Consider the following 25,256-nt stretch of genomic DNA (forward strand, 5'->3'; position numbering starts at 1 on the left):
CGCGGCCGTCTGTCGCCTCGCGGCGGCGCTCAGTCGGTGAGATCGACCCCGCGCGCCGAGGTGGCGCCGATCTCCTCGGCGATCTCGGTGAGCACCGGCGCCGGGATGGTGCCGTCCACGGTGAGGGCGACCAGCGCCTCGCCGCCCTCCTCGGCGCGGGCGACCTGCATGCCCGCGATGTTGATGCCGGCCTCGCCCAGGATGCGGCCGAGCGCGCCGACGATGCCGGGGCGGTCGGTGTAGCGCAGGAACGCCATGTGGTCGGCGACCGCGAGGTCCACGGTGTGCTGGCCGATGGCGACGATCTTCTGGAGGTACTTCGGCCCGGCCAGGGTGCCCGAGACGGAGACGACCTCGCCGCTGGTCAGCGTGCCGCGCACGGTGATCAGGTTCCGGTGGTCGGGCGACTCGGAGCTGGTGGTCAGCCGCACCTCGACGCCGCGCTCCTGTGCGAACAGGGGAGCGTTGACGTAGGAGACCGTCTCGGCGACGACGTCCTCGAAGACGCCCTTGAGCGCGGACAGCTCCAGGATCTTCACGTCGTGCTGGGTGATCTCGCCGCAGACCTCGACGTCGAGCCGCTGCGCGACCTCGCCGGCGAGCGCGGTGAAGATGCGGCCCAGCTTCTCGGCCAGCGGCAGGCCCGGCCGTACGTCCTGCGCGATGACGCCGCCCTGCACGTTGACCGCGTCGGGCACCAGCTCGCCGGCGAGCGCCAGGCGCACCGACTTGGCGACCGAGATGCCGGCCTTCTCCTGGGCCTCGCCGGTCGAGGCGCCCAGGTGCGGGGTGCAGACGACGGTGTCGAACTCGAAGAGCGGCGAGTCCGTACAGGGCTCCGTCGCGTACACGTCGAGGCCGGCGCCGGCGACGCGGCCCTCCTTCAGCGCGGAGAGCAGGGCCGCCTCGTCCACGATGCCGCCGCGGGCGGCGTTGATGATGCGGACCGAGGGCTTGACCTTGTGGAGCGCCTCGTCGCCGATGAGGCCCAGCGTCTCGGGGGTCTTCGGCAGGTGGACGCTGATGAAGTCGGAGGCGGCGAGCAGCTCGTCCAGGGTGAGCAGCTTGACGCCCAACTGGGCGGCGCGGGCGGGCTGCACATACGGGTCGTAGGCGACGACGCTCATGCCGAACGCGGCCATGCGCTGCGCGACGAGCAGCCCGATGCGGCCCAGGCCGACCACGCCGAGCGTCTTCTCGGACAGCTCGACGCCGGTGTACTTGCTCCGCTTCCACTCGCCGTTCTTCAGCGCGGCGTTGGCCTGCGGGATGTTGCGCGCCGTGGAGATGATCAGACCGCAGGCGAGTTCGGCGGCGGTCACGATGTTCGAGGTGGGGGCGTTGACGACCATCACGCCCGCCTTGGTGGCGGCGGCCACGTCCACGTTGTCCAGGCCGACGCCGGCGCGGGCGACGACCTTCAGGCGGCGGGCGGCGGCGATGGCCTCGGCGTCCACCTTGGTCGCGCTGCGGATCAGGATGGCGTCCACGTCCGCGATCGCGTTCAGCAGGGCGGCGCGGTCCGCGCCGTCGCAGTGCCGGATCTCGAAGTCAGGGCCCAAGGCGTCCACGGTCGCGGGCGACAGCTCTTCGGCGATGAGTACGACAGGCTTGCTCACTGGTCTCACTGGTCCTTTGCGGTAGGCCGGGTCCCGACGGCCGACGGCGGGGAGAGAGGGAGAAGGCCGCGTGGAGACGCACGACGCTGTGAGCCTGTGACGCGTTTGGCGATGCTGTGCAGTGTATCGGCGCGGTGGCTCTCCGCCAGACGTCTGACGAAGGCCACCGCCCCGATCGCGCGAACTCCCGCGGTGGGGACGGCGGGCCGGCCCCGGAGGGTCAGCGCTCGTCGTCGACCCAGCTCATGAGCTTGCGCAGCTCCTTGCCCGTGGTCTCCAGGAGGTGATCGCCGTCCGTCTTCTTGTACTCGTTGTAACGGGGCAGGCCCGCCGCGTACTCGGCCATCCAGTTCTTCGCGAAGGTGCCGTCCTGGATCTCGCCCAGGATGCGCTTCATCTCCGCCTTGGTGTCGGCGGTGATGACCCGCGGCCCCGACACGTAGTCGCCCCACTCGGCGGTCTCGGAGACGGACCAGCGCATCTTCTCCAGGCCGCCCTCGTACATGAGGTCCACGATCAGCTTCAGCTCGTGGAGGCACTCGAAGTACGCGATCTCCGGCTGGTAACCGGCCTCGACCAGCGTCTCGAAGCCGGCCTTCACCAGCGCCGAGGTGCCGCCGCAGAGCACCGCCTGCTCGCCGAAGAGGTCGGTCTCGGTCTCCTCGGTGAAGGTGGTCTTGATGACGCCGGCCCGGGTGCCGCCGATCGCCTTGGCGTAGGAGAGCGCCAGCGCGAACGCGTTGCCCGAGGCGTCCTGCTCCACCGCCGCGATACAGGGGACGCCGCGGCCCTCCTCGTACTGCCGGCGCACCAGGTGGCCCGGGCCCTTGGGGGCGACCATGCACACGTCGATGCCGGCCGGGGGCTGGATGAAGCCGAAGCGGATGTTGAAGCCGTGGCCGAAGAAGAGGGCGTCGCCGGGCCGGAGGTTGTCGCGGACCGACTCCTCGTAGACCTTGCCCTGGATCGGGTCGGGAACCAGGATCATGATCACGTCGGCCTCGGCGGCGGCCTCGGCGGGCGTGGTCACGCGCAGGCCCTGCTCCTCGGCCTTCACGCGGGACGTCGAGCCCTCGTGCAGGCCGACCCGGACGTCGACGCCCGAGTCGCGCAGGGACAGCGCGTGGGCGTGTCCCTGGCTGCCGTAGCCGAGGACCGCGACCTTACGGCCCTGGATGATGGACAGGTCGGCGTCGTCGTCGTAGAACAGCTCGGCCACTGAGACTTCTCCTTGTTGTTGCCTGGCGGGTGGTCCCGCGCTCGCGGACCACCGTAAGCGGTGCGGACGGGTGGTGGACGTGCGGTCTCGCTATGCGGTCCGTTCCAGGGCGCGCAGCGAGCGGTCGGTGATGGACCGCGCGCCGCGGCCGATGGCGATGGCGCCGGACTGCACCAGCTCCTTGATGCCGAACGGCTCCAGCATGCGGAGCATGGCCTCCAGCTTGTCGCTGCTGCCGGTCGCCTCGATGGTGACGGCCTCGGGCGCGACGTCCACGGTCTTGGCGCGGAAGAGCTGGACGATCTCGACGATCTGCGAGCGGGTCTCGTTGTCGGCGCGGACTTTCACCAGAACGAGCTCACGGCTGACGGCCGCCGAGGGGTCCAGCTCCACGATCTTCAGCACGTTGACGAGCTTGTTGAGCTGCTTGGTGACCTGTTCGAGGGGGAGCGCCTCGACGTTGACCACGATCGTGATGCGGGAGACCTCGGGGTGCTCGGTGGTGCCGACCGCGAGGGAGTCGATGTTGAAACCTCGGCGGGAGAACAGCGAGGTGATCCGGGAGAGGACGCCGGGCTTGTTCTCCACCAGGACGGAGAGGGTGTGCTTGGACATGTCGGTTCGCTACCTCGGCGTGTGGGTCAGTCGTCGGCGTCGCTGAAGTCGGGGCGGACCCCTCGGGCCGCCATGACCTCGTCGTTGGAGGTGCCGGCGGCGACCATCGGCCAGACCATGGCGTCCTCGTGGACGATGAAGTCGACGACGACGGGGCGGTCGTTGATCGCGTTGGCCTTCTCGATGACGGCGTCGAGCTGGGCGGGGTCCTCGCACCGCAGGCCGACACAGCCCATCGCGTCGGCGAGCTTGACGAAGTCGGGGACGCGGGTCCCGGCGCCGGCGGCGGGGGTGGCCGGGGCGTCGGGGCCCGAGTGCAGCACGGTGTTGGAGTACCGCTGGTTGTAGAAGAGGGTCTGCCACTGGCGGACCATGCCCAGGGCGCCGTTGTTGATGATGGCGACCTTGATCGGGATGTTGTTCAGGGCGGCGGTGACCAGCTCCTGGTTGGTCATCTGGAAGCAGCCGTCGCCGTCGATCGCCCAGACCGTGGCGTCGGGGCGGCCCGCCTTGGCGCCCATCGCGGCCGGGACCGAGTAGCCCATGGTGCCCAGGCCGCCGGAGTTGAGCCAGGTGCCGGGGCGCTCGAAGGGCAGGTAGTGGGCGGCCCACATCTGGTGCTGGCCGACGCCCGCGGTGAAGATCGTGTTGGCCGGGGCCAGTTGGCCGATGCGCTCGATGACCTGCTGCGGCGAGAGCGTGCCGTCCTCGGGCAGGTCGTAGCCCAGCGGGTAGGTCTCGCGCCACCGGTCGAGCTGGCGCCACCAGGCGGCGTACCGCTCGGCGGCCTCGGGGCCGCGCGAGGCGGCGGCCTCCTCGCCGCTCAGGGCGGCGGCGAGATCGGCCATGACCTCCTTGACGTCACCGACGATGGGGACGTCCGCGACGCGGTTCTTGCCGATCTCGGCGGGGTCGATGTCGGCGTGCACGACCTTGGCGAAGGGCGCGAAGGAGTCGATCCGGCCGGTGACGCGGTCGTCGAAACGGGCGCCGAGGGCGACGATCAGGTCGGCCTTCTGGAGGGCGGTGACGGCGGCGACCGAGCCGTGCATGCCGGGCATGCCCAGGTGCTGCGGGTGGCTGTCGGGGAAGGAGCCCAGGGCCATCAGGGTGGTGGTGACCGGGACGCCGGTCAGCTCGGCCAGGGCCAGCAGCTCCGCCGAGGCGCCGGACTTGATGACGCCGCCGCCGACGTAGAACACCGGGCGCCTGGCCTCGGCGATCAGGCGGGCCGCCTCGCGGATCTGCTTGGCGTGCGGACGGCTGACCGGGCGGTAGCCCGGCAGGTCCTGGGTGGGCGGCCAGGAGAAGGTGGTGGAGCCGGTCAGGGCGTCCTTGGCGATGTCGACCAGCACGGGGCCCGGCCGGCCGGTGGAGGCGATGTGGAACGCCTCGGCGATCACCCGCGGGATGTCGGCCGGGTCGGTGACGAGGAAGTTGTGCTTGGTGACCGGCAGGGTGATGCCGCAGATGTCGGCTTCCTGGAAGGCGTCGGTGCCGATGGTCCGGCTGGCGACCTGGCCGGTGATCGCGACCAGCGGCACGGAGTCCATGTGGGCGTCCGCGATGGGGGTCACCAGGTTGGTCGCGCCGGGACCCGAGGTGGCCATGCACACCCCGACCTTGCCGGTGGCCTGGGCGTATCCGGTGGCGGCGTGGCCCGCGCCCTGCTCGTGGCGGACCAGGATGTGACGGACGGCGGTGGAGTCCATCATCGGGTCGTAGGCGGGAAGGATGGCGCCGCCGGGGATACCGAAGACGGTGTCCGCGCCCACGGCTTCGAGGGAGCGGATGAGGGACTGCGCGCCCGTCACGTGCTCGATGGTGGCGGTGGGCTGCTGCGGTGCTCCGCTTCGAGGGGCCCGCGGCTGGGGCTTCGGAGCCCCGGTGGCCTGCTCGGTCATCGGCGTTCTCTTCTCGGGGTGTGAGGGTGGTGGTGCTGATGCGGGTGCGGGTCGGTGGTGCCTGTGCGACGGATGTCGTCGCAACAAAAAACCCCTCGTGCCGTGAGGCATGCGAGGGGGAGCGCGCCGCTGGGGGCCCACGGGGTGGTCCCGGGGTCAGCCGACGCGCCGTCCAAGTACGAGAATTCGGGTGCGCATGGATCAGACACTGCTCTTCTCTCCCACCACGTGTCAAGCGGGGGTGTTTCACGTCTCACTATGTGGGCTCGTCGCAGACCTCTCTGATCTCCCTCGCCTCACCGATCCCTCCGGCGTTTCCGATCTCCCCGGCGCCCGTGCCGTCCCGGGGGGCGGGCCGGGCCGGGCGGGGCGGCTGCGCGGGGATCTGGCCGGGCCCGGGCGGCACCGGCAGCCGGCCGCCGTCGAGCACCCGGCGCAGCCGGCTCCCGTCCAGGGGCTCGCAGAACGCCAGGCCCTGGCCTCGGCGGCAGCCCATGGCGCGCAGGGCGAGGGCCTGCTCGGGCGAGTCCACCCCGTCGGCCAGGGAGTCGATGCCGAGGTCGGCGGCCATCCGCAGCAGCCCGGCGACGATCTTGTACAGCCGCGGCGAGTCCAGCAGGCCGTCGACCAGCTCGCCGTCGAGGCGGACCAGGTCCACCGGCAGCCGGTGCAGGGCCGCCGCGGCGGTGCCGCCGCTGCCGAAGCCGCCCAGCGCGACGCCGACGCCGAGCCCGCTGAGGTCGGCCAGCCGGGCCCGCAGCCCGTCGGAACCGAGGACGGTGCACGCCTCCGGCAGCTCGATCATGAGGGCCTCGGGCGGCAGCCCGTGCCGGCCGAGCAGCGCCTCGACACCGCTCGCGCCGAGGACGCGGTCGGCGAGCCGGCCGCTGGGCACCCGGACGCTGACCGGCACCACGACGCCCTTGCGGTACCGCCGGCCGGCCTCGGCGAGGGCCTGCTCCAGCACCCAGCCCGTCAGCTCGGCGACGCGGTCGTCCTCCGGGGCGGTGTCCACGGCGTGCTCGCGGCGCGGCCCGCGCAGGAAATCCAGCGGGGTGGAGAGCAGGCCGTGCGCGGAACGCCACCGGGCCTGGGCGGAGACGCCGACGATCCGCCCGTCGGCCAGCGCGACGACGGGCTGGTGCAGCAGCGCCAGCTCCTCGGCGTGCAGGGCGCGCCGGAGCCGGTCGGCCACCTCGGTGCGGCGGACGGCGTCGGACTGGAGATGCGGGGCGTACAGCTCGACCCGGCCCTTGCCCGCCTGCTTGGCCCGGTACATCGCCAGGTCCGCGTTCCGCATCAGCGCGGCGGGGGCGGCGCCCGGCTCGGCGAAGGCGACGCCGATGCTGGCCGCGACGCGGACCTCCTGGCCGTCCACCACGTAGGGCCGGGAGAGCCCGGCGCGCACCCGCTCGGCGATCTCCAGGATGCGGTGCTCCCGGGGCTGCGGCTCGCCGCCGCTGTCGCCGGTGATGAGCGCGGCGAACTCGTCGCCGCCGAGCCGGGCGGTGGTGTCGCCCGTCCGCACCGACTCGCGCAGCCGCTGGGCGGCCTGGACCAGCAGCTCGTCCCCGGCCTGGTGGCCCATCGAGTCGTTGACGGCCTTGAAGCCGTCGAGGTCGATGTAGAGGACGGCGGCGTCCGGGTCGCCGCCGTGCGCGCCGCTCAGGGCCAGTCGCAGCCGGTCGACGAACAGGGCGCGGTTGGGCAGGTCGGTCAGCGCGTCATGGGAGGCGCTGTGCTGGAGCTGGGCCTGGAGCCGGACCCGCTCGGTGACGTCCCGGCTGTTGAAGATCAGGCCGCCCTCGTGGCGCTTGACGCTGGACTCGACGTTGAGCCAGTGCCCGGCGCCGTGCCGGATCCGGCACTCGACGCGGGTGGCGGGCTCGCGGGCGGCCGGGACGGTCAGGAAACGGCGCAGCTCGTGCACGACGCGGCCGAGGTCGTCGGGGTGGATGTGGTCGGCGAGGTGACTGCCCCTGAGCCGGTCGGCGTCCCGGCCGTAGACCCCGGTGGCGGCGGGGCTGACGTACCGCAGGCGGCCGTCGGGGTCGGCGATCATGATCACGTCGCTGGAACCCTGCACGAGGGACCGGAAGTAGCTCTCGCGGTGGGCCAGCTCCCGGGTCAGCGCGACGTTGTCCATCAGGGTGATGCCCTGGCGGACGAGGAGGGCCAGCACGACGGCGCAGGCGATGACGACGACCGCGCGGTCCACGCTCCGGCCGCTGAGGAGCATGAACAGCAGGCTGACGACGCAGACGGCGGCCGTGAGGTAGGGGGCGAGGGCGGCGAGCGTGCCGGCCAGCGGGTGCCTCCGGCCGGCGGGCCCGGCCGTGTCCTCCTCGGCGGGCTCCCCCGGCGCCGCGCGGCCGGCCATCCAGGGCGCGCAGGCCAGCATCAGGGACCCGGCGAACCAGCCGGCGTCGAGCAGCCGTCCCGAGCTGTACTGCTCGCGCAGCATCGGCGAGGTGAACAGCGCGTCGCACAGCACGGTCAGGGCGAGGGCGGCGATCGCCGTGTCGATGGCTCTGCGGTGCGCGGCGGTCCGCCGGAAGTGCAGCACCAGGACCGTGCTGACCAGGGCGATGTCGAGCAGCGGGTAGGCGAGCGCGAGGGCGGCGCGGGGGACGCTCTCGGCCTGCCGGTGCGCCGTCTGGGCGAGGGCGACGCTCCAGGAGAGCGTCATCAGGGAGCCGGCGATCAGCCAGGCGTCCAGGCCGAGGCAGATCCAGCCGCCCTTGGTGACGGGCCGCCGGGCGAGCATGAGCAGCCCGACGATGGCCAGCGGGGCGAAGAGCACGAAGCAGATGTCGGCGAGCGAGAGGCGGGGAACGGGACCGCGCAGCACCACCTCGTACCAGCCCCAGATGGCGTTCCCCAGGGCCATCATCAGCGAGGAGAGGCCGAACAGGGTCCACGCGGCGCGGAATTCACCGGCCCGGGTGCGGGCGTACCACAGGCAGGAGCCGGCGGCCAGGAGGGCGGCGGCGCTGAGCCCGAAGTCGCCCATGGCGAGGGCCAGATGGGGAGAGCCCCAGCCGAGCGTGGCGCCCACCGCGTAGCCGGTGCACACGATGCCGAGGGTCAGTCGCGGGAACGGGCCGCCGAGCGGTCCGGCCGGGTGCTCCTTCGGAGACCGCCGATGGGTCCACGGGTGGTGCATGCGCCTGTCGCCCCCCTCTCGTCGCGGACCGGCCCGCGACGGACGATACACCAGAACCGTCACACAGCGACATACGAACATCACAGAAAGTGACCATTCGGGGGAAGTTATGGCCTAAGCCAGGGGCGTGCCACCGGTCGCGACGACGTACTGGAGGGGCTCACCCGCGGCGAAGCGCGCCAGTTGCGCGCGCAGCAGGCGCGCGGCGCGCGGAAGGAACGCGCTGCTCGGGCCGCCGACGTGCGGGGTGATGAGGGTGTTGGGGGCGTGCCACAGCGGGTGGCCCGGGGGCAGCGGTTCGGGATCGGTGACGTCGAGCGCGGCGCGCAGGCGGCCGGACCGCAGCTCGGCGAGGAGGGCCCCGGTGTCCACCACCGGGCCGCGCGCGACGTTGACCAGCAGGGCGCCGTCCCGCATGCGGGCGAGGAAGTCCGCGCCCGCCAGGCCCCGGGTGCGTTCGGTGAGCGGGGTGGCCAGCACGACGACGTCGGCGCGCGGCAGCAGGTCCGGCAGGTCCCCGATGCCGTGCACGGGCCCGTGCTCCGCCGTCCTGGCGCGGGACGCGACCCGGATCACCTCGGCGACCTCGAACGGGAGCAGCCGGTCCTCGACGGCGGCGCCGATCCCGCCGTAGCCGACGATCAGCACCCGCCGGTCGGCGAGGGCGGGGTGGAACGCGGGCGCCCACCGCTCCTCGGCCTGGGCGAGGGCCGCGTCCGGTATGCCGCGAAGGGCGGCGAGGATCAGGGCGAGCGCCAGCTCGGCGGTGCTGGTGTTGTGCAGCTCGCCCGCGTTGCACAGCAGCGCGCCGGGCGGCAGCAGAGGCAGCGAGGGCAGCATGTGGTCGACGCCCGCGGTCAGGGTCTGGACGACGCGCACCCCGGTCATCGCGGCCAGCGGCCGGACGGCGGCTTCGGTGCCCTTGAGATAGGGGACCGTGTAGAAGGCGCAGCGCGCCGGGTCGGCGGGGAAGTCGCCCGTCCCGTCCCAGAGCAGGTAGCGCGGCGACGCGGGGAGCGGGCCGAGCTCCTCGGCGGGGTACGGCAGCCAAACGTCCGGGCGTGAGGTCATGCCGCCAGGCTAGGACCTCCGCTTCCCGAACGCCGGGGGCTCACGCGCCCCGGGATCCCTTCCCGGACTCCCCACCCGGGCCCCGGCCGCGCCGGGCCGGCGGTCAGCCGGCCGCCACGTCGGCCGGGTCCGGGCCGAGGAGACCGAGGCGGTGGGCGAGCGCGGCGGCCTCGCCCCGGCCGGACACCGCCAGCTTGGCCAGGATGTTGGACACGTGCACACTCGCCGTCTTCGGCGAGATGAACAACTCCTGCGCTATCTGCCGGTTGCTCCGCCCCGCCGCCACCAGCGCCAGCACGTCCAGCTCGCGCGGGGTCAGCCCGAACCGCTCCGCTCCGCCGGGCTCCGGCTCCCCCGCCTCCCGCGGCACCAGCGACAGCCGCGCCCGCTGGGCCAGCCGCCCGATCTCCTCGGTCAGCGGGCGGGCGCCAAGGTCCTCCGCCGCCGCGTGCGCCCGCGCCAGCAGCGGCGCCGCGGCCTCGCGGTCCCCTTCGGACAGCAGCGTCTCGGCCCACCCGGTGTGGACGCGCGCCAGCTCCGCCGGGCGCGTGAGCCCCTCGAACGCCGCCGCGACCGCCGCCCAGTCCGCCGGGACGGCCCGGCCCTCGGCCCTGCGCAGCTCGGCCTCGACCAGCGCCGCGTACGCCGCCCACACCGGGTAGTCCCTGGCCAGCCCCGCCGCGCACTCCCTGATCAGCGCGATCGCCTCGGCGCGCCCCGGCTCGGCGGCCGGCACGCCCCGCGCCTCCGACTCGGCCAGCGCCGCCGCCGCCACCATCTGCCACGTATAGCTCCCGGTGCCCGGGGACAGACCGCGGTCGAGCGTCTCCCGCAGCACCTGGCGGGCGTCGAGGATGCGCCCGCGCGCCGCCGCCAGGGAGATCGCGTACTGCGCCGCCGGGTGGGCGTACTGCGGCGCCGAGTTGTCATGGCTCAGGTGGTGCTCCCGCATCACCGCCAGCTCCGCCTCGGCCGTCTCCCAGTCGCCCCGGCCCAGGGCCAGCCTGACCAGGCGCTGCGCGGCCAGCGCCCGCGTGACGGGGAGCTGCGCGGTGCGCCGCGCCTCCTCGGCGACCTCCCGGGACTCGGCCCACCGGCCGAGGGAGAACAGGGCGTCCGCCCGGTTCCCGTGGATCCAGGACTGCGTGTCGCGCAGGCCGTACCGGTACGCCAGGGCGATGCCCTCGTCGGCCACCGCCAGCGACTCCTCGGAGCGGCCCATGCCCTCCAGCAGGGACTGGAGGTTCACATGGCTGCGGGTGAAGACGCCGACCATGTCGGAGGTCACGACCCGCCGGGCCACCCCGCGCATGTCGGCGAGCCCCGCCTCGCCCCGGCCGGTCTCGATCAGCAGCCCGCCCCGGCTGAGCAGCGCGTTCAGCTCGGCGTGCTCGTCGCACACCTCGCGGGCCAGCTCGACCGCCCGCTCGGCGATGGCCAGGCTGCCCGGGCCCGGGTCGAAGATCACGCCCCACGACGCCGCCTCGGTGAGCACCCGGGCGTGCACCGGGGAGGGCGGGAACCCGCGCAGCAGCTCCTGGGCGGTGGCCAGCTCCTTCCAGCCGTTCCCCCGGCCTCCCCAGCGCACCAGGCGGGACTTCTCCGTCCAGAACCAGGCGGCGCGCAGCGGATGGTCCAGCCCGTCCAGCAGGCGCAGCGCCCGGTTCACCACGGAGACGCCGCGCTCGGAGTCGCCGGCGAACCGCGCGGCCAGCGTCATCTCGGCCAGCATGTCGAGGAAGCTCAGGGTGTCGTCGGCGCAGTCGCACAGCGGATACGACTCGGCGTCCTCCGCGATCCGCAGGCCGGCCCGCACCTCGGCGGGGGCGTCGTCCCACAGCTCCAGGGCGCGCTCCAGGAGCTGGAGCTGCTCGGCGTACGCGTGGCGGCGGCGGGCCCACGCCGCCGCGCTGAGCACGGCCGGCAGGGCCTTGGCCGCGTCGTGCGCCCGGTACCAGTACGTCGCGAGGCGGGCCTGCAACTCGTCGCCCGGAACCAGCGCCGGGTCGGCCTCCAGGGCCTCCGCGTACCGCCTGGCCAGCCGGGACCGCTCCCCCGGCAGGAGGTCGTCGTCCACCGCCTCGCGGGCCAGCGCGTGCCGGAACCGGTACGCGCCGTCCTCCTCGTCCACGCGCAGGATGCTGCTGCCGACCGCCGCCCGCAGCGCCTCGATCAGGTCGTCCTCGCAGAGCCCGGCCACCGCGCGCAGCAGCCCGTGCTCCACCTTGGAGCCGCCCTCGGCGGCGATCCGCACCACCCGCTGCGCGGTCTCCGGCAGCGCCTCGACCCGCACCAGCAGCAGATCGCGCACGGAGTCGCTGATCATGCCCCGGCCGCAGCCCTCGGTGATGCTGGCCAGCTCCTCGACGAAGAACGCGTTCCCGTCCGAGCGGCGGTACACCTGGTCCAGCAGCTCCGGGGAGGGCGCCGTGCCGCGGATCCCGGCGAGCTGGCGGCGCACCTCGTCGCGCGTGAACCGCGCCAGCTCCATCCGCCGCACCGTGCGCATCCGGTCCACCTCGGCGAGGAAGGGCCGCAGCGGGTGACGGCGGTGGATGTCGTCCGAGCGGTACGTCGTCAGCAGCAGGACCCGGCCGCGCTGGAGGGAGCGGAACAGATAGCCGAGCAGCTCGCGCGTCGAGCGGTCCGACCAGTGCAGGTCCTCGATGACCAGGACGAGGAGACGCTCCTGCGCCAGCGACTCCAGCAGCCGCGCCGTCATCTCGAACAGCCGCCCCCTGACCTCGACATCGCGCGCGGCGCGCACCGCCTCGCCGGGCTCGCCCAGCTCCGGCAGCAGCCGCGCCAGCTCGCCGCCGAACCCGGCGGCGGCCCGGGTCAGCTCCTCGCCGAGGTGCCGGTGGAGGGCCCGCAGCACCGTGGAGACCGGGGCGAACGGCAGCCCGTCCGCGCCGACCTCCACGCAGGCGCCCACGGCGGTGAGCGCCCCGGCGCCCCGGGCCTCGGCGAGGAACTCCTCCACCAGCCGCGTCTTGCCGACCCCGGCCTCGCCGCCGACCAGCGCCGCCTGGGGCTCGCCCTCCCCCGCCCGGACGAGCCCCTCGGACAGCACGGCCCGCTCGGGACCGCGGCCGACGAAGACGGGGCTGACGGTTCTGGTCTGCATACTCCGCAGCATCGCACAAACGTCTGACAGCGCGGCCGGGCCGGCGCGTCAGGCGCCGGTGCCCCAGCGAAGTGCCCGCAGCCGGCCGCCACGGGTCCTTCCTCCGGGCGACTCCTCGCCGTCTCTCACCGTTCTCACCCGCCCCCCGTCGTTCGTGGCGGCGGAATCACGGCGCGCCCTGCGGACCTCGGCCGCCAGCCGCTCCTGATCGGCCTCCCGGCGGAGGGTCTCCATACGGGCCTTGACGCTGTCGTACTCGTGGAACATGGCCGGCTTCCTTCGTCCTGGCTGGTCACCCGGGGTTTCCCGGACTACCCCAAGGCTCCGCCGCGAGGGGGGTCCGGCGCATCGGGCAGCTTCCGGAACTTCGCCGCGCGCCGGGGCCTTAGCCGTGCGCGCCGGGGGTACTTAGGCTTCCCGCGCACCGTTCGCCCCTGCGTACGGGCCACGTCAACGTGCGTCCCGGCCAGGGAAGTTGCCCTTGACGCCCGCCGGGGCCGTGGGTGTACTGACTCCACGTGACACGCCCGCCACTCCCGGAGGTGCCGCATGGCTCAGCCAGCTCAGCCAGCACACGCGGGCACGCCCGGCGGCTGAGCGATGGGCTACCGGACCGTCGACCAGCTCGCCGCCGCGGCCGAGCGCCTGGTCGACCGTGACCCCGACCTGTTCCTCCTGCGCCAGGTCGGCAAGTCCCGCCTCGGCCACCCGCTGCTGCTGCTGTCGGCCGGCACCGGCCCGCGGAACGTCCTGGTGGTGGCGGGCGCGCACGCCAACGAGCCGGTCGGCGGGATGACCGCGCTCCGGCTGGCCGAGCGGGTCGCGGGGCGCCGCGGGACGTCGTGGCACTTCCTGCTCTGCGCCGACCCGGACGGCTCCCGGTACAACGAGGGCTGGCTGGGGACGCCCGGCTCCCTCACCCGGTACTACCGGGACTTCTTCCGGCCGTCGTCCGCCGAGCAGCCGGAGTGGCTGCCGACCGGGGGCGAGCCGCCGCTGCCGGAGACCCGGACCATCGTGCAGCTCCTGGACGAGCTGCGGCCGGTGCTCCAGTGCTCGCTGCACGGGTCGGAGATGGGCGGCGGCTGGGTGCAGCTCACGCACGACCTGCCCGGTGTGGTGGCCCCGCTGCACCGGGCCGCCACCGAGCTGGGCATCCCCCTCGACCCGGGTCCGTTCGACGCCTTCCACTGGCCCAGCCCGGCGCCCGGTGTCTACACGATGCCGCCGCCGGGCGGCATCGACCAGTTCCGCTCGCTGCCCGACAGCACGGCCAGATCGACCTGGCTCTACCCGTTCCGCTACGGCACGGTCTCCGCCGTGATCGAGGCGCCGCAGTGGGCTTCGGAGGCCGCGACCGACCCGGCGCCGCACCCGGCGCCCGGCGCGGCGCTGCGGGAGATCGGGGCCACGCTGCGACACGACGCGCGCCTGGTCGTGGAGCAGCTCGACGCGGCCAGGCCCCATCTCCAGCGGCCCGAGCCGATGCTGCCGGCCGTCGAGGAGTTCCTCGGCAACGCGCCGGGGCTGGCCCGGGACTGGGAGCCGTCGGTGCTGCTGCGCGAGACGGGGCACCGGCTGAACACCGGGCGCGTGGCGGGGCTGGACGTGGCGGCCAGGCGGCTGGTGATGCGGTCGGCGGCGATGCTGCTGCGGGCCCTGCCCGCGCCGGGCACGGGCCCGGCCGCCGCGGCGACGGCGGGCGTGCGCGGCACGCTGGAGCGGCTGCTGCGGCAGTGGTGCCGACGGCTGGAACGGGACTTCGCGCCGCGCCCGGTGCCCGTGGCGGACCAGGCCGAGTACCAGGCGCGCGTCGCGCTGGCGCTCCTCGACCAGCTCCCCTGACCCGCGCGGCGGGGACGCGGAAAGGCCCCCGGCCGGGGCCGGGGGCCTTGGGGGAGGGGCCTCAGACGCCGGGCGTCACTCCGTCACGCCCAGGCGCTCCAGGATCATCCGCCGTGCCATGGCCGCGTCCGCCTGGCCCCGGGTCGCCTTCCTCACCGCGCCGACCAGCGCGCCGGCCGCCGCGACCTTGCCGCCGCGCACCTTGTCCGCGATGGCCGCGTTGGCGGCGATGGCCTCGTCGACGGCCTGGCCCAGGGCGCCGGTGTCGGAGACGACGGCCAGGCCGCGTTTGGCGACCACCTCGTCCGGCTCGCCCTCGCCCGCCAGCACGCCCTCGATGACCTGGCGCGCGAGCTTGTCGTTGAGCAGGCCGTCCGTGACCAGGGTGGCGACCCGGGCCACCTGCGCCGGGGTGATCGGCAGGGCGGTCGGCTCGACGCCCTGCTCGTTCGCCCGGCGGGCCAGCTCGCCCATCCACCATTTGCGGGCCGCGGCGGCGTCCGCGCCCGCCTCGACGGTGGCCAGGACGCTCCCGAGGACGCCCGCGTTGAGCACGGACTGCATCTCGTGGGCGCTGATGCCCCACTCCTCGCGCAGCCGGTTGCGGCGCAGGCGCGGCAGCTCGGGCAGCGACGCCCGCAGCTCCTCCACCCACGCGCGGTCGGGGGCGATCGGGACGAGGTCGGGCTCCGGGAAGTACCGGTAGTCCTCGGCCTCCTCTTTCACCCGGCCGGAGGTGGTGCTGCCGTTGTCCTCGTGGAAGTGCCGGGTCTCCTGGACGATGGTGCCCCCGGCGCCGAGCACGGCGGCGTGCCGCTGGATCTCGAACCGGACGGCCCGCTCCACGCTCCGCAGCGAGTTGACGTTCTTCGTCTCGCTGCGGGTGCCGAACATCTCCCGGCCGTGCGGGCGCAGGCTGAGGTTGACGTCGCAGCGCAACTGGCCCATCTCCATCCGGGCCTCGGAGACCCCGAGGCCGCGGATGACCTCGCGCAGCTCGGCCACGTAGGCGCGGGCGATCTCCGGGGCGCGCTCGCCGGCGCCGGTGATCGGCTTGGTGACGATCTCGATCAGCGGGATACCGGCCCGGTTGTAGTCGAGCAGGGAGTGCGAGGCGCCGTGGATGCGGCCGGTGGCGCCGCCGATGTGGGCGGACTTGCCGGTGTCCTCCTCCATGTGGGCGCGCTCGATGCCGACGCGGAAGATCTCGCCGTCCGCCAGCTCCACGTCCAGGTAGCCGTCGAACGCGATGGGCTCGTCGTACTGCGACGTCTGGAAGTTCTTCGGCATGTCCGGGTAGAAGTAGTTCTTCCGGGCGAAGCGGCACCACCGCGCGATCTCGCAGTTGAGGGCGAGGCCGATGCGGATGGCGGACTCCACGCCGGCGGCGTTGACCACCGGCAGCGCGCCGGGCAGGCCCAGGCAGGTGGGGCACGTCTGGGTGTTGGGCTCGGCGCCCAGGGTGGTGGCGCAGCCGCAGAACATCTTGGTCGCGGTGCCCAGCTCCACATGGACCTCAAGGCCCATGACGGGGTCGTAGGACGTCAGCGCGTCCTCGTACGACACCAGTTCTTCAACGGTCGTCACGGGTCGGTCCTACCCCTCGTCCTCGGCGAGCCGGCGCAGCTCGCGCGCCAGCAGGGCGACGCTGGTGACGATGGCGGCGGCCGAGACCACCGCGTCGGCGAGCTGGAGCCGGTCGCCCTCGCTGCGGGCCTCGCGCAGCCGCCGGGCGACGCTGAACGTCCCGAACAGCGTGGTGCCGAGGGACAGGTACATGCTGGCCTTGGACTTCTGCTTCTTCTTGCTCATAGCGCGGGCGCCTCCTCCAGAATCGGGTGTCCCCAGCGTGCCTGGAAGGCCGCCTCGACCGCCGCACCCACGCGGTACAGCCGGTCGTCGGCCAGGGCGGGGGCGATGATCTGCAGGCCCACCGGGAGTCCGTCCTCGGGGGCCAGGCCGCAGGGCAGGGACATCGCGGCGTTGCCCGCCAGGTTCACGGGGATGGTGCACAGGTCGGCTCGGTACATCGCCATCGGGTCGTCGGCGCGCTCGCCGATCGGGAAGGCGGTCGTGGGGGTGGTCGGCGCCACCACGACGTCGACCTGCTCGAAGGCCCGGGCGAAGTCGCGGACGACGAGGGTGCGGGCCTTCTGCGCGCTGCCGTAGTAGGCGTCGTAGTAGCCGGACGACAGGGCGTAGGTGCCGAGGATGATCCGGCGCTTGACCTCGGGGCCGAAGCCCGCCTCGCGGGTGAGGGCGGTGACGTCCTCGGCGGAACGGGTGCCGTCGTCGCCGACCCGCAGGCCGTACCGCATGGCGTCGAAGCGGGCCAGGTTCGAGGAGCACTCGGAGGGTGCGATCAGGTAGTACGCGGCGAGCGCGGCCTCGAAGGACGGACAGGACAGCTCCACGACCTCGGCGCCCAGCTCGCGCAGCAGCTCGACCGCCTCGTCGAACCGGCGCATCACGCCCGTCTGGAAGCCCTCGCCGCGGAACTCCTTGACCACGCCGACGCGCAGCCCCGCCACCGAGCCCGCGCGGGCCGCCTCGACGACGGGCGGGACGGGGGCGTCGATGGAGGTGGAGTCCATCGGGTCGTGCCCGGCGATCACCGCGTGCAGCAGCGCCGCGTCGAGCACGGTGCGGGCGCAGGGACCGCCCTGGTCGAGGGAGGAGGAGAAGGCGACCATCCCGTACCGGGAGACGCCGCCGTAGGTGGGCTTGACGCCGACGGTGCCGGTGACGGCGGCGGGCTGCCGGATGGAGCCGCCGGTGTCGGTGCCGATGGCCAGCGGCGCCTGGAAGGAGGCGAGGGACGCGGCGGAGCCGCCGCCCGAGCCGCCGGGGATGCGGGTGAGGTCCCAGGGGTTGCCGGTGGGGCCGTAGGCGCTGTTCTCCGTGGAGGAGCCCATCGCGAACTCGTCCATGTTGGTCTTGCCCAGGATGACGATGCCCGCCTCCTTGAGGCGCTTGGTCACCGTGGCGTCGTAGGGCGGGATCCAGCCTTCGAGGATCCTGGAGCCGACGGTGGTCGGCACGCCCTCGGTGGTGAAGATGTCCTTCAGCGCCAGCGGCACGCCGGCCAGCGGGCCGAGGGGCTCGCCCTTGGCGCGCTTGTCGTCCACGGCGCGGGCCTGGGCGAGGGCGCCGGCGCGGTCCACGTGCAGGAAGGCGTGCACCTTCTCGTCGATGGCGTCGATGCGCGCGAGGTGGGCCTCGGCGACCTCGACGGCGCTGACGTCCCCCGCGGCGACGCGGGCGGCCAGCTCGGCGGCGGTGAGCCGGATCAGGTCGGTCATGCCGGTCACTCCTCCCCCAGGATCTGCGGCACCTTGAAGCGCTGCTGCTCCTGGGCCGGGGCACCCGACAGCGCCTGCTCCGCGGTCAGGCCGGGCCTGACCTCGTCGGGGCGCATGACGTTGGTGAGGGGCAGCGGGTGGGAGGTCGGTGGTACGTCCTCGGTGGCGACGTCGGCGACGCGGGCGACCGCGCCGATGATGTCGTCGAGCTGTCCGGCGAAGTGGTCGAGCTCCTCGGCCGTCAGCTCCAGACGCGCCAGCCGGGCGAGGTGGGCGACCTCCTCGCGCGTGATGCCGGGCATGTGGCGATCCTCTTGCTCGTCGCGGGCTGGGTTCGGATGGTGCGCGGACAGCGGACGCGCCCCGGCCGGACGGACACGCACAGGCGGCGTCCCCGGCGTCCGGACGCGAAAACCCACTGTCGTACGCGACCCCAATCCTAGGGGGACCCCGACGCGGCCCGCGCCCGCGTTCCCCGGGGGGCGACGCGGCGGGGGGCTGCCCCTTATACACATCTGACGCTGCCGACGAAGAGGATAGGGGCGTCATCGGTGGTCACCGGACCTTCCACATACAACTCTGAGCATTACAGCCACCCTTGCGTACACTCACTCCTACAACTTACCACAATAGGTATCTATGCGTCGGCGGCGTCGGAGGTGTTTAAGCGCCGGGTTCTACCGGGCGGGGGCGCGGTCGGCGGGGAGTTCGCCGGAGGTGACGGCCACCCCGGGGCCGGCGGGGCCGGTGGCGGCGACCGGCCGGGCCGTCCCGGCGCGGTGCGGGGCGCTGTCGCGGGCGCGCAGCCAGGCGGTGGCCTCGGCCGGGGGCATGGCGGCGGCGACGAGCCAGCCCTGCACGGCGTCGCAGCCCAGGGCGCGCAGCCGTTCCCAGGTCTCGTCGTCCTCGACGCCCTCGGCGACGACGACCAGGCCGAGGGAGTGCGCGAGTTCGACGGTGCAGCGGACGATCTCCGCGTCCTCGCTGTCGACGGTGAGGCGCGCGACGAAGGAGCGGTCGATCTTCAGCTCGCTCACCGGGAGGCGGCGGAGGTGAACGAGCGAGGAGTAGCCGGTGCCGAAGTCGTCCAGGGACATCCGGACGCCGTGGCCGGTGAGCCCGGCGAGGGTGTCGGCGGCCTGCTGCGGGTCCTCCAGCATCACGTGCTCGGTGATCTCCAGTTGGAGGGAGCCGGCGGGGACGCCGTGCCGGGCCAGGCGGGCGGCCACCGCGCCGGCGAAGCCGGGGGTGTACACGTCGCGCGGCGACACGTTGACGGCGACGGGGACGGTGAGGCCGGCGGCGCGCCAGCGGGCGACCTGGCCGAGCGCGGTCTCCAGCACGTGCTCGGTGAGGCGGGGCATCAGGCCGGAGGTCTCGGCGATGGCGATGAACTCGTCCGGGGGGATCCGGCCCCGGTCGGGGTGCTCCCAGCGGACGAGGGCCTCCAGGCCGACGACGACGCCGTCGAAACCGACCTTGGGCTGGTAGTGCAGCTCGACCTGGCCGGTGTCCAGGGCTCGGCGCAGGTCGCCGAGGAGGGCGAGCCGGTCGGGGGTGTTGCCGTCGCGGCTGGCGTCGTAGACCTCGACGCCGCTGCGGTCGCGCTTGGCGGAGTACATGGCGACGTCGGCGCGGCGGAGGAGGCCCTCGCCCTCGGGGGCGTGCTCGGGGAAGACGGCGACGCCCGCGCTGGCCTCCACGACCAGGGTCAGCCCGTCGAGGTCGAGGGGGGCGCTGAGGGAGCCGATGACGGCGCGGGCGGCGCGCTGGGCGCTGGTCGCGGAGGCGACGCGGGGCAGCAGGACGGCGAACTCGTCGCCGCCGAGGCGGGCCACCTCCGCGTCGCGCGGCAGGTCGCGCTGGATGCGGTCGGCGATCTGGAGGAGCAGCCGGTCGCCGGTGAGGTGGCCGAGGGTGTCGTTGACGGAGCGGAAGCTGTCGAGGTCGATGAGGATGAGGGCGGCGCGGTCGCCGGTCCTGGCGGCCTCGGTCAGGGCGGTCCTGGTCCGCTCCAGCAGCCACTGGCGGTTGGGGAGGCCGGTCAGCGGGTCGACGAGCTGGTCCTCGTCGCGGGCGCGGGCCATCCAGAAGGAGGAGTCGAGGGCTATCAGCGGCACGGCGAACAGCGGCAGCACCATCGGCTTGTCGACGGCGACGACGACGATGAGGGGCGCTATGCACAGCAGCGCTATGGCGACCAGGCCCTGGCGGAGCAGGGCGGCGCCGGCCAGCGAGGGGAGGCTGCCGGGCGGGGTGGTCGTCAGCCACAGCAGCGTGCGGGACACCAGGAGGTAGGCGCAGGCGCCCAGGAGGAGCTGCGGCAGGGTGGAGGTCTGCCAGTCGGCGGGCTCCCAGGGGTGCTCGACGCTGGGCCGGGTGCCCCAGGCGGCCAGGGCGAGCGCGGCGGCGCCGACGCCGAGCATGTCGATGGCGCCGTGCAGCAGCGCGTCGGGCCAGCGGTCGCGGCGGGCGGCGCCGACGAGGGTGACGACGGAGAGGCTGACCAGCGCGGCCGGCACCCAGCCGTAGAGCAGCAGCATGGCCAGGGCGAGCGCGGCGCCCGAGCCGCTGCCGCCCCACCAGCGGTCGCGGCCCACGGCGACCAGGTGCGCGACGACGAGCCCGGTGAGGAGCGCGAAGCCCCAGCCCGCGCGCTCGCCGGGGAAGAGCGCGCGGCCCTCGGCGAGCACGCGGATCACGCCGATGAGGAACGCGATTCCGGCGCCGGCGAGCATGGCGGGGCCGAGATACCGGTACAGGCCGCCGGGACCACGCTGGGTGGTCGGTCTCCCTGGGCGGGCTGACTGCATGCGGAGGTCCCTCTCACGGCCGGATTCGCCCGCGCCCGGAGCGGGCGCTCCACCCCACCCTAGGGCGCCGGGGGCCGTGAGCGGCAGGGAACCTTCCCGGCCACTGACAGCCTTTCATATCTTCATACTCATATGGCATATGCCCCGGTCCGGGCTGCTCACCCCGGAACAACCGCTGACCTGCGGTGTCAGGAGGCCGCCTCCGTGACGGGCTCCTCACCGGCCGCCGTCCCGGGCTCCTCCTCGGGCACCAGAGCCACCTCCCGGGCGGCGTCCGGCCCCCGCTCCAGCAGAACGGCGAACCCCGCCTCGTCGAGCACCGGCACCTTCAACTGCACGGCCTTGTCGTACTTCGAGCCGGGGCTCTCGCCGACGACCACGAAGTCCGTCTTCTTGGAGACCGCGCCGGTGACCTTCGCGCCCCGGCTCTGGAGCGCCTCCTTGGCGCCGTCCCTGGTGAAGTCCCGCAGGGTGCCCGTGACCACGGCGGTGACGCCCGCCAGCGGGCGCGGGCCCGCCTCCTCCCGCTCCTCCTCGGCCAGCCGGACCCCGGCCTCCCGCCACCGCTCGACGATCTGCCGGTGCCACGGCTCGGCGAACCAGTCCTTCACGGAGGCGGCGATCGTCGGCCCGACGCCCTCGGTGGCGGCCAGCTCCTCCTCGCTCGCCTCCGCGATCCGGTCCAGCGAGCGGAACTCGCGGGCCAGCGCCTCGGCCGCGACCGGCCCCACGTGCCGGATGGACAGGCCCGCGATGATCCGGGCCAGGGGCCGCTGTCTGGCCTCCTGGACGGCCTCCAGCATCGCCAGCGTGTTCTTCTTCGGGGCGCCCTGCAAGTTCGCGAAGACCGACGCGATCTTCGGCTCGCCCGTCTCCGGGTCCCGCTTGGGCAGGCCGGTGTCCTGGTCCAGGACATACGCCTTGATGGGCAGCAGCTCCTCGACGGTCAGCCCGAACAGCCCGCCCTCGTCCCGCAGCGGTGGCTCGGCCGGCTCCAGCGGCTGGGTGAGCGCGGTGGCCGTCACATACCCGAAGTGGTCGATGTCCAGGCATCTGCGGCCCGCCAGATAGAACAGCCGCTCTCTCAACTGGGCTGGACACGACCGGGCGTTGGGGCAGCGCAGGTCGATGTCCCCCTCCTTCATGGGCATCAGCCCGGTGCCGCACTCGGGGCACTCGGCCGGCATCACGAACTCCCGCTCGGTGCCGTCCCGCAGGTCCGCGACCGGGCCGAGGATCTCGGGGATCACGTCCCCGGCCTTCCGCAGCGCCACGGTGTCCCCGATCAGCACGCCCTTGGCCTTCACCACCTGCTGGTTGTGCAGGGTGGCGAACTCCACCTCGGAGCCGGCCACCGTGACCGGCTCGACCACCGCGTACGGCGTGACGCGGCCGGTGCGCCCGACGCCGACCCGGATGTCCAGCAGCCTGGTGTTGACCTCCTCCGGCGGGTACTTCCAGGCGATCGCCCAGCGCGGCGCCCGCGAGGTGCTGCCCAGGCGGCCCTGGAGCGGGATCTCGTCCAGCTTCACCACGACGCCGTCGATCTCGTGCTCCACCGCGTGCCGGTGCTCCCCGTAGTACGCGATGAACTCCCGCACCTCGTCCAGGGAACCGGCCACCTTCGCGGCCCGTGCCGTGGGCAGCCCCCACGCCGTCAGCAGGCCGTACGCCTCCGACAGCCGGTCGATGGCGAACCCCTCGCGGGCCCCGATGCCGTGCACCACCATCCGCAGCGGGCGGCTCGCCGTGATCTTCGGGTCCTTCTGCCGCAGGGAGCCGGCCGCCGCGTTCCGCGGGTTCGCGAAGGGCTTGTCGCCCGCCTCGACCAGCCGGGCGTTCAGCTCCTCGAACCGCTCCATCGGGAAGAAGACCTCGCCGCGGATCTCCACCAGCGCCGGGACGTCGTCCCCGGTCAGCCGGTCCGGCACCTCCTCGATGGTGCGCACGTTGGGCGTGATGTCCTCGCCGGTGCGCCCGTCGCCCCGGGTCGCGGCCCGGGTCAGCCTGCCGTGCTCGTACGTCAGGTTCACCGCGAGGCCGTCGACCTTCAGCTCGCACAGGAAGTGGTACGGGATGTCCCGCAGCTCGCCGGCGACCCGGTCCGCCCAGGCGGTCAGCTCCTCGTCGGCGAACGCGTTGTCCAGCGAGAGCATCCGCTCGCGGTGGGCGACCGGGGTGAACTCCGTCTCGTACGCCCCCGCGACCTTCTGGGTCGGGGAGTCGGGGGTGCGCAGCTCCGGGTGCTCGTCCTCCAGGGCCATCAGCTCCCGCAGCAGCGCGTCGAACGCGGCGTCGCTGATGACCGGCGTCCTCACGTAGTACCGGAAGCGGTGCTCCTCGACCTGCTCGGCGAGCCGCGCGTGCCGCTCCCGCGCCTCGGCGGGCACTGCTGACTGCTGCTCGACAGACGGTTCGCCAGCCACTGTCTCGTCTCCCTCATCACTCAGGGTCGTTGGCGAGGGACCTCGCCGCCCGGACGCAATGGCTCAGCGCGGCCCGCGCGTACGCCGGTGAGGCACCCGCCAGCCCGCACGCCGGGGTGACGGTCACCGACTCCGCGAGAGCCTCCGGGGACAGCCCCAGCCTGCGCCAGAGCGACCTGACTCCCCCGACAGTACCGGCCGGGTCCGACAACGCCCCCGCCACGGCGCCGTCGGCCGGGACCACGCCCGCGAAGAGCGCGACCCCGTCCTCCACCGCCTCCCCGATCGCCTCATCGTCACGCTCGGTGATCAGCGAGAAGTCGACCGAGACGGCCCGCGCGCCGGCCCGGCGCAGCAGCGCGAACGGCACCCCCGGCGCGCAGCAGTGCACCACCACCGGGTCGTCCCCGGCCACCGCGACCAGGCGGCGCAGCGTCTCCTCGGCGACCGCCCGGTCCACCGCCCGGTGGGTGCGGTACCCGCTGGCGGTGGGCACCCGGCCGGTCAGCACGGCGGGCAGCGACGGCTCGTCCACCTGGAGGACGACCCGGGCGCCCGGCACCCGCCGCCGCACCTCGGCGAGATGGCCGCGCAGCCCCTCGGCCAGCGAGTCGGCCAGATCGCGGCAGGCGCCCGCGTCGCCCAGCATCGCCTCGCCGTTGCGCCGCTCCAGGGCCGCCGCCAGGGTCCCCGGGCCGACCGCCGCGATCTTCAGCGCGCCGGTGAACCCCTGGGTGAACTCCTCCAGCGCGTCCAGGTCCTCCCGCAGCCAGGCCCGCGCCCGGCGGGTGTCCCGGCCCGGCCGGTCGCTGATCCGCCAGCCGCTGGGCTCCACATGGGCGTACAGCTCGGCCAGCAGCCCCGCGGTGCGCCCGGTCATGTCGGCGCCCGGCCCGCGCGCGGGCAGCTCCGGCAGGAAGACGAACGCCTCCAGGGCCCCGGTCGCTACCCGGACCGCCTCCCGGACGTCCTCGCCCGGCATCGAGCCGACCCCGGTCGCGGCGGCCGGGCCCCAGGGGAACTTGTGCTTCTCGGTTTCCGTCACGGTCTCGGTCACGCTGCTCACGTCGGTCACGGTCTCAACGTAGGTCACCGCGCACCCGGCCCGGTCACGTCACCCGGCCGGGCGCACGGTCAGATCGGTGATCTCGGAGCCGCGCGGCAGGTCGAGGGCGGTCAGCACGGTGGTGGCGACCGCGTCGGCGGTCATCCAGCGGCCCGGGTCGTACTCGGCGCCCTCCTGCCGGTGCACCTTCTCCTGCATCGGGGTCGCGGTGCGGCCGGGGAAGACGCTGGTCACGCGCACCCCGTGGGCCGCCTCCTCGGCGCGCAGCGCGTCGGCGAGGGCCCGCAGCCCGTGCTTGCTCGCGGCGTACGCGGCCCACTGCGGATTGGCGCGCAGGCCCGCGCCGGAGTTGACGAAGACCACGTGGCCGCGCGCCGCGCGCAACTGCGGCAGCAGCAGCCGCGTCAGCTCGGCCGGGGCCACCAGATTGGCGGCGAGGGTGGCCCGCCAGATCTTCGGCGTCAGGTCACCGACCGCGCCGAGGTCCACGACCCCGGCGATGTGCAGCAGCGAGTCGATCCGGTCGGGCGGCGACTGGTGCCCGAGCGCCCAGGACAGGCGCTCCGGCTCGGCCAGGTCCCCGACGAGCGTCCGCGCGCCCGGGTACAGCTCCGCGAGCTCCTTCGCGCGCCCCGCGTCGCGCGCCCACAGCCACAGCTCGTCGCCGCGCTCCGCCAGCCGCCGCGCGACCGCCGCGCCGATCCCCGAACCCGCCCCCGTGATCACATGTGTCGCCATACGACCATGGTGACGTACACCGCGACAGCGAAGGAGGACGGCCCGTGCGTATCGCAGCGTGCCAACTGGCGGCCGGGGTCTCCCCCGCGGAGAACCTGGCGGTCGTCGCCGGGCAGATCACCGAGGCGGCGGCCGGGGGCGCGGACGTCGTGGTCTTCCCGGAGGCCGCCATGGCCCGGTTCGGGATTCCGCTCGGGCCGGTCGCCGAGCCGCTGGACGGGCCGTGGGCGACGCGGGTGCGGGCCCTGGCGGACAGCGCGGGGGTGCTGGTGGTGGCGGGCATGTTCACCCCCGGCTCTTCTACACATACGGGGCCGCCGGCGGAGGGGGTGGGGGCGGGCGGGG

The 25,256-nt window shown here is 74.0% G+C and carries 18 protein-coding genes; 2 read left to right on the top strand and 16 right to left on the bottom strand.

Annotated features, from left to right (window positions below):
- Positions 1-29: 29 nt before the first annotated feature.
- The 8 genes from serA to BN2279_RS20760 form a co-directional block, all read right to left on the bottom strand.
- The gene (gene serA, locus BN2279_RS20725) at positions 30-1,619 is read right to left on the bottom strand and encodes a phosphoglycerate dehydrogenase (RefSeq protein WP_059011804.1); all 1,590 of its coding nucleotides are present in this window, start codon (positions 1,617-1,619) and stop codon (positions 30-32) included.
- Between the two features lie 220 nt (positions 1,620-1,839).
- Complete coding sequence (gene ilvC, locus BN2279_RS20730) at positions 1,840-2,838, bottom strand: ketol-acid reductoisomerase (protein WP_059011806.1); 999 nt, start codon at positions 2,836-2,838, stop codon at positions 1,840-1,842.
- Positions 2,839-2,928: 90 nt separating this feature from the next.
- Positions 2,929-3,453: an acetolactate synthase small subunit gene (ilvN, locus tag BN2279_RS20735; RefSeq protein ID WP_059011808.1), complete on the bottom strand. Its 525-nt coding sequence runs from the start codon at positions 3,451-3,453 to the stop codon at positions 2,929-2,931.
- A gap of 26 nt (positions 3,454-3,479) precedes the next feature.
- Complete coding sequence (locus tag BN2279_RS20740) at positions 3,480-5,357, bottom strand: acetolactate synthase large subunit (protein ID WP_059011810.1); 1,878 nt, start codon at positions 5,355-5,357, stop codon at positions 3,480-3,482.
- 256 nt (positions 5,358-5,613) lie between these two features.
- Positions 5,614-8,523, bottom strand: coding sequence for a putative bifunctional diguanylate cyclase/phosphodiesterase (locus BN2279_RS20745; protein ID WP_079032343.1), 2,910 nt, complete (start codon positions 8,521-8,523; stop codon positions 5,614-5,616).
- Positions 8,524-8,637: 114 nt separating this feature from the next.
- On the bottom strand, positions 8,638-9,594 hold the full coding sequence (locus BN2279_RS20750; RefSeq protein ID WP_059011812.1) for a 2-hydroxyacid dehydrogenase: 957 nt from the start codon (positions 9,592-9,594) through the stop codon (positions 8,638-8,640).
- A 103-nt stretch (positions 9,595-9,697) separates the two neighbouring features.
- Positions 9,698-12,721 (bottom strand): helix-turn-helix transcriptional regulator, encoded by a 3,024-nt coding sequence (locus tag BN2279_RS20755; RefSeq protein WP_234348021.1) that lies wholly within the window; start codon positions 12,719-12,721, stop codon positions 9,698-9,700.
- Between the two features lie 48 nt (positions 12,722-12,769).
- Positions 12,770-12,988 carry a hypothetical protein gene (locus BN2279_RS20760; RefSeq protein WP_059011816.1) on the bottom strand — a complete coding sequence of 73 codons (219 nt, stop codon included), beginning with the start codon at positions 12,986-12,988 and terminating at the stop codon, positions 12,770-12,772.
- A 333-nt stretch (positions 12,989-13,321) separates the two neighbouring features.
- Between BN2279_RS20760 and BN2279_RS20765 the strand changes: the two genes are divergently transcribed.
- Positions 13,322-14,566 carry a M14 family zinc carboxypeptidase gene (locus BN2279_RS20765; protein WP_059011818.1) on the top strand — a complete coding sequence of 415 codons (1,245 nt, stop codon included), beginning with the start codon at positions 13,322-13,324 and terminating at the stop codon, positions 14,564-14,566.
- A 75-nt stretch (positions 14,567-14,641) separates the two neighbouring features.
- Here the strand turns inward: BN2279_RS20765 and gatB are convergent, their stop codons facing one another.
- From gatB to BN2279_RS20805, 8 genes are all read right to left on the bottom strand, one after another.
- Entirely contained in the window at positions 14,642-16,153 is a 1,512-nt protein-coding gene (gatB, locus tag BN2279_RS20770) for an Asp-tRNA(Asn)/Glu-tRNA(Gln) amidotransferase subunit GatB (RefSeq protein WP_059011820.1), read from the bottom strand.
- Positions 16,154-16,162: 9 nt separating this feature from the next.
- The gene (locus BN2279_RS20775; protein WP_059011821.1) at positions 16,163-16,378 is read right to left on the bottom strand and encodes a hypothetical protein; all 216 of its coding nucleotides are present in this window, start codon (positions 16,376-16,378) and stop codon (positions 16,163-16,165) included.
- A complete protein-coding gene (gene gatA, locus BN2279_RS20780) occupies positions 16,375-17,868 on the bottom strand; it encodes an Asp-tRNA(Asn)/Glu-tRNA(Gln) amidotransferase subunit GatA (RefSeq protein ID WP_059011823.1) in 1,494 nt (497 codons plus the stop codon). Before gatA ends, BN2279_RS20775 begins: the two co-directional genes overlap by 4 nt.
- Positions 17,869-17,873: 5 nt before the next feature.
- On the bottom strand, positions 17,874-18,170 hold the full coding sequence (gatC, locus tag BN2279_RS20785) for an Asp-tRNA(Asn)/Glu-tRNA(Gln) amidotransferase subunit GatC (RefSeq protein WP_059011825.1): 297 nt from the start codon (positions 18,168-18,170) through the stop codon (positions 17,874-17,876).
- Between the two features lie 375 nt (positions 18,171-18,545).
- Entirely contained in the window at positions 18,546-20,606 is a 2,061-nt protein-coding gene (locus BN2279_RS20790) for a putative bifunctional diguanylate cyclase/phosphodiesterase (RefSeq protein WP_234348052.1), read from the bottom strand.
- Between the two features lie 263 nt (positions 20,607-20,869).
- A complete protein-coding gene (ligA, locus tag BN2279_RS20795; RefSeq protein ID WP_059011827.1) occupies positions 20,870-23,107 on the bottom strand; it encodes an NAD-dependent DNA ligase LigA in 2,238 nt (745 codons plus the stop codon).
- 16 nt (positions 23,108-23,123) lie between these two features.
- Complete coding sequence (locus BN2279_RS20800) at positions 23,124-24,089, bottom strand: methionine synthase (protein ID WP_059012619.1); 966 nt, start codon at positions 24,087-24,089, stop codon at positions 23,124-23,126.
- 132 nt (positions 24,090-24,221) lie between these two features.
- Positions 24,222-24,911, bottom strand: a complete 690-nt coding sequence (locus BN2279_RS20805) for an SDR family oxidoreductase (RefSeq protein ID WP_059011830.1) — start codon at positions 24,909-24,911, stop codon at positions 24,222-24,224.
- A gap of 44 nt (positions 24,912-24,955) precedes the next feature.
- Here BN2279_RS20805 and BN2279_RS20810 point away from each other — a divergent pair.
- Positions 24,956-25,256, top strand: a 301-nt coding sequence (locus BN2279_RS20810; RefSeq protein WP_324612854.1) for a nitrilase-related carbon-nitrogen hydrolase, incomplete at its 3' end; no start/stop codon positions are given.

The sequence above is a fragment of the Streptomyces specialis genome (assembly GCF_001493375.1).
GTDB classification, from domain to species: domain Bacteria; phylum Actinomycetota; class Actinomycetes; order Streptomycetales; family Streptomycetaceae; genus Streptomyces; species Streptomyces specialis.

Excerpts from the sequence above, each read along its gene's own strand:
- ilvN (WP_059011808.1), bottom strand. The coding sequence starts at position 3,453 with ATGTCCAAGCACACCCTCTCCGTCCTGGTGGAGAACAAGCCCGGCGTC.
- BN2279_RS20740 (WP_059011810.1), bottom strand. The coding sequence starts at position 5,357 with ATGACCGAGCAGGCCACCGGGGCTCCGAAGCCCCAGCCGCGGGCCCCT.
- BN2279_RS20745 (WP_079032343.1), bottom strand. The coding sequence starts at position 8,523 with ATGCACCACCCGTGGACCCATCGGCGGTCTCCGAAGGAGCACCCGGCC.
- BN2279_RS20750 (WP_059011812.1), bottom strand. The coding sequence starts at position 9,594 with ATGACCTCACGCCCGGACGTTTGGCTGCCGTACCCCGCCGAGGAGCTC.
- BN2279_RS20755 (WP_234348021.1), bottom strand. The coding sequence starts at position 12,721 with ATGCAGACCAGAACCGTCAGCCCCGTCTTCGTCGGCCGCGGTCCCGAG.
- BN2279_RS20760 (WP_059011816.1), bottom strand. The coding sequence starts at position 12,988 with ATGTTCCACGAGTACGACAGCGTCAAGGCCCGTATGGAGACCCTCCGC.
- BN2279_RS20765 (WP_059011818.1), top strand. The coding sequence starts at position 13,322 with ATGGGCTACCGGACCGTCGACCAGCTCGCCGCCGCGGCCGAGCGCCTG.
- BN2279_RS20775 (WP_059011821.1), bottom strand. The coding sequence starts at position 16,378 with ATGAGCAAGAAGAAGCAGAAGTCCAAGGCCAGCATGTACCTGTCCCTC.
- gatA (WP_059011823.1), bottom strand. The coding sequence starts at position 17,868 with ATGACCGACCTGATCCGGCTCACCGCCGCCGAGCTGGCCGCCCGCGTC.
- gatC (WP_059011825.1), bottom strand. The coding sequence starts at position 18,170 with ATGCCCGGCATCACGCGCGAGGAGGTCGCCCACCTCGCCCGGCTGGCG.
- BN2279_RS20790 (WP_234348052.1), bottom strand. The coding sequence starts at position 20,606 with ATGCTCGCCGGCGCCGGAATCGCGTTCCTCATCGGCGTGATCCGCGTG.
- BN2279_RS20800 (WP_059012619.1), bottom strand. The coding sequence starts at position 24,089 with ATGCCGGGCGAGGACGTCCGGGAGGCGGTCCGGGTAGCGACCGGGGCC.
- BN2279_RS20805 (WP_059011830.1), bottom strand. The coding sequence starts at position 24,911 with ATGGCGACACATGTGATCACGGGGGCGGGTTCGGGGATCGGCGCGGCG.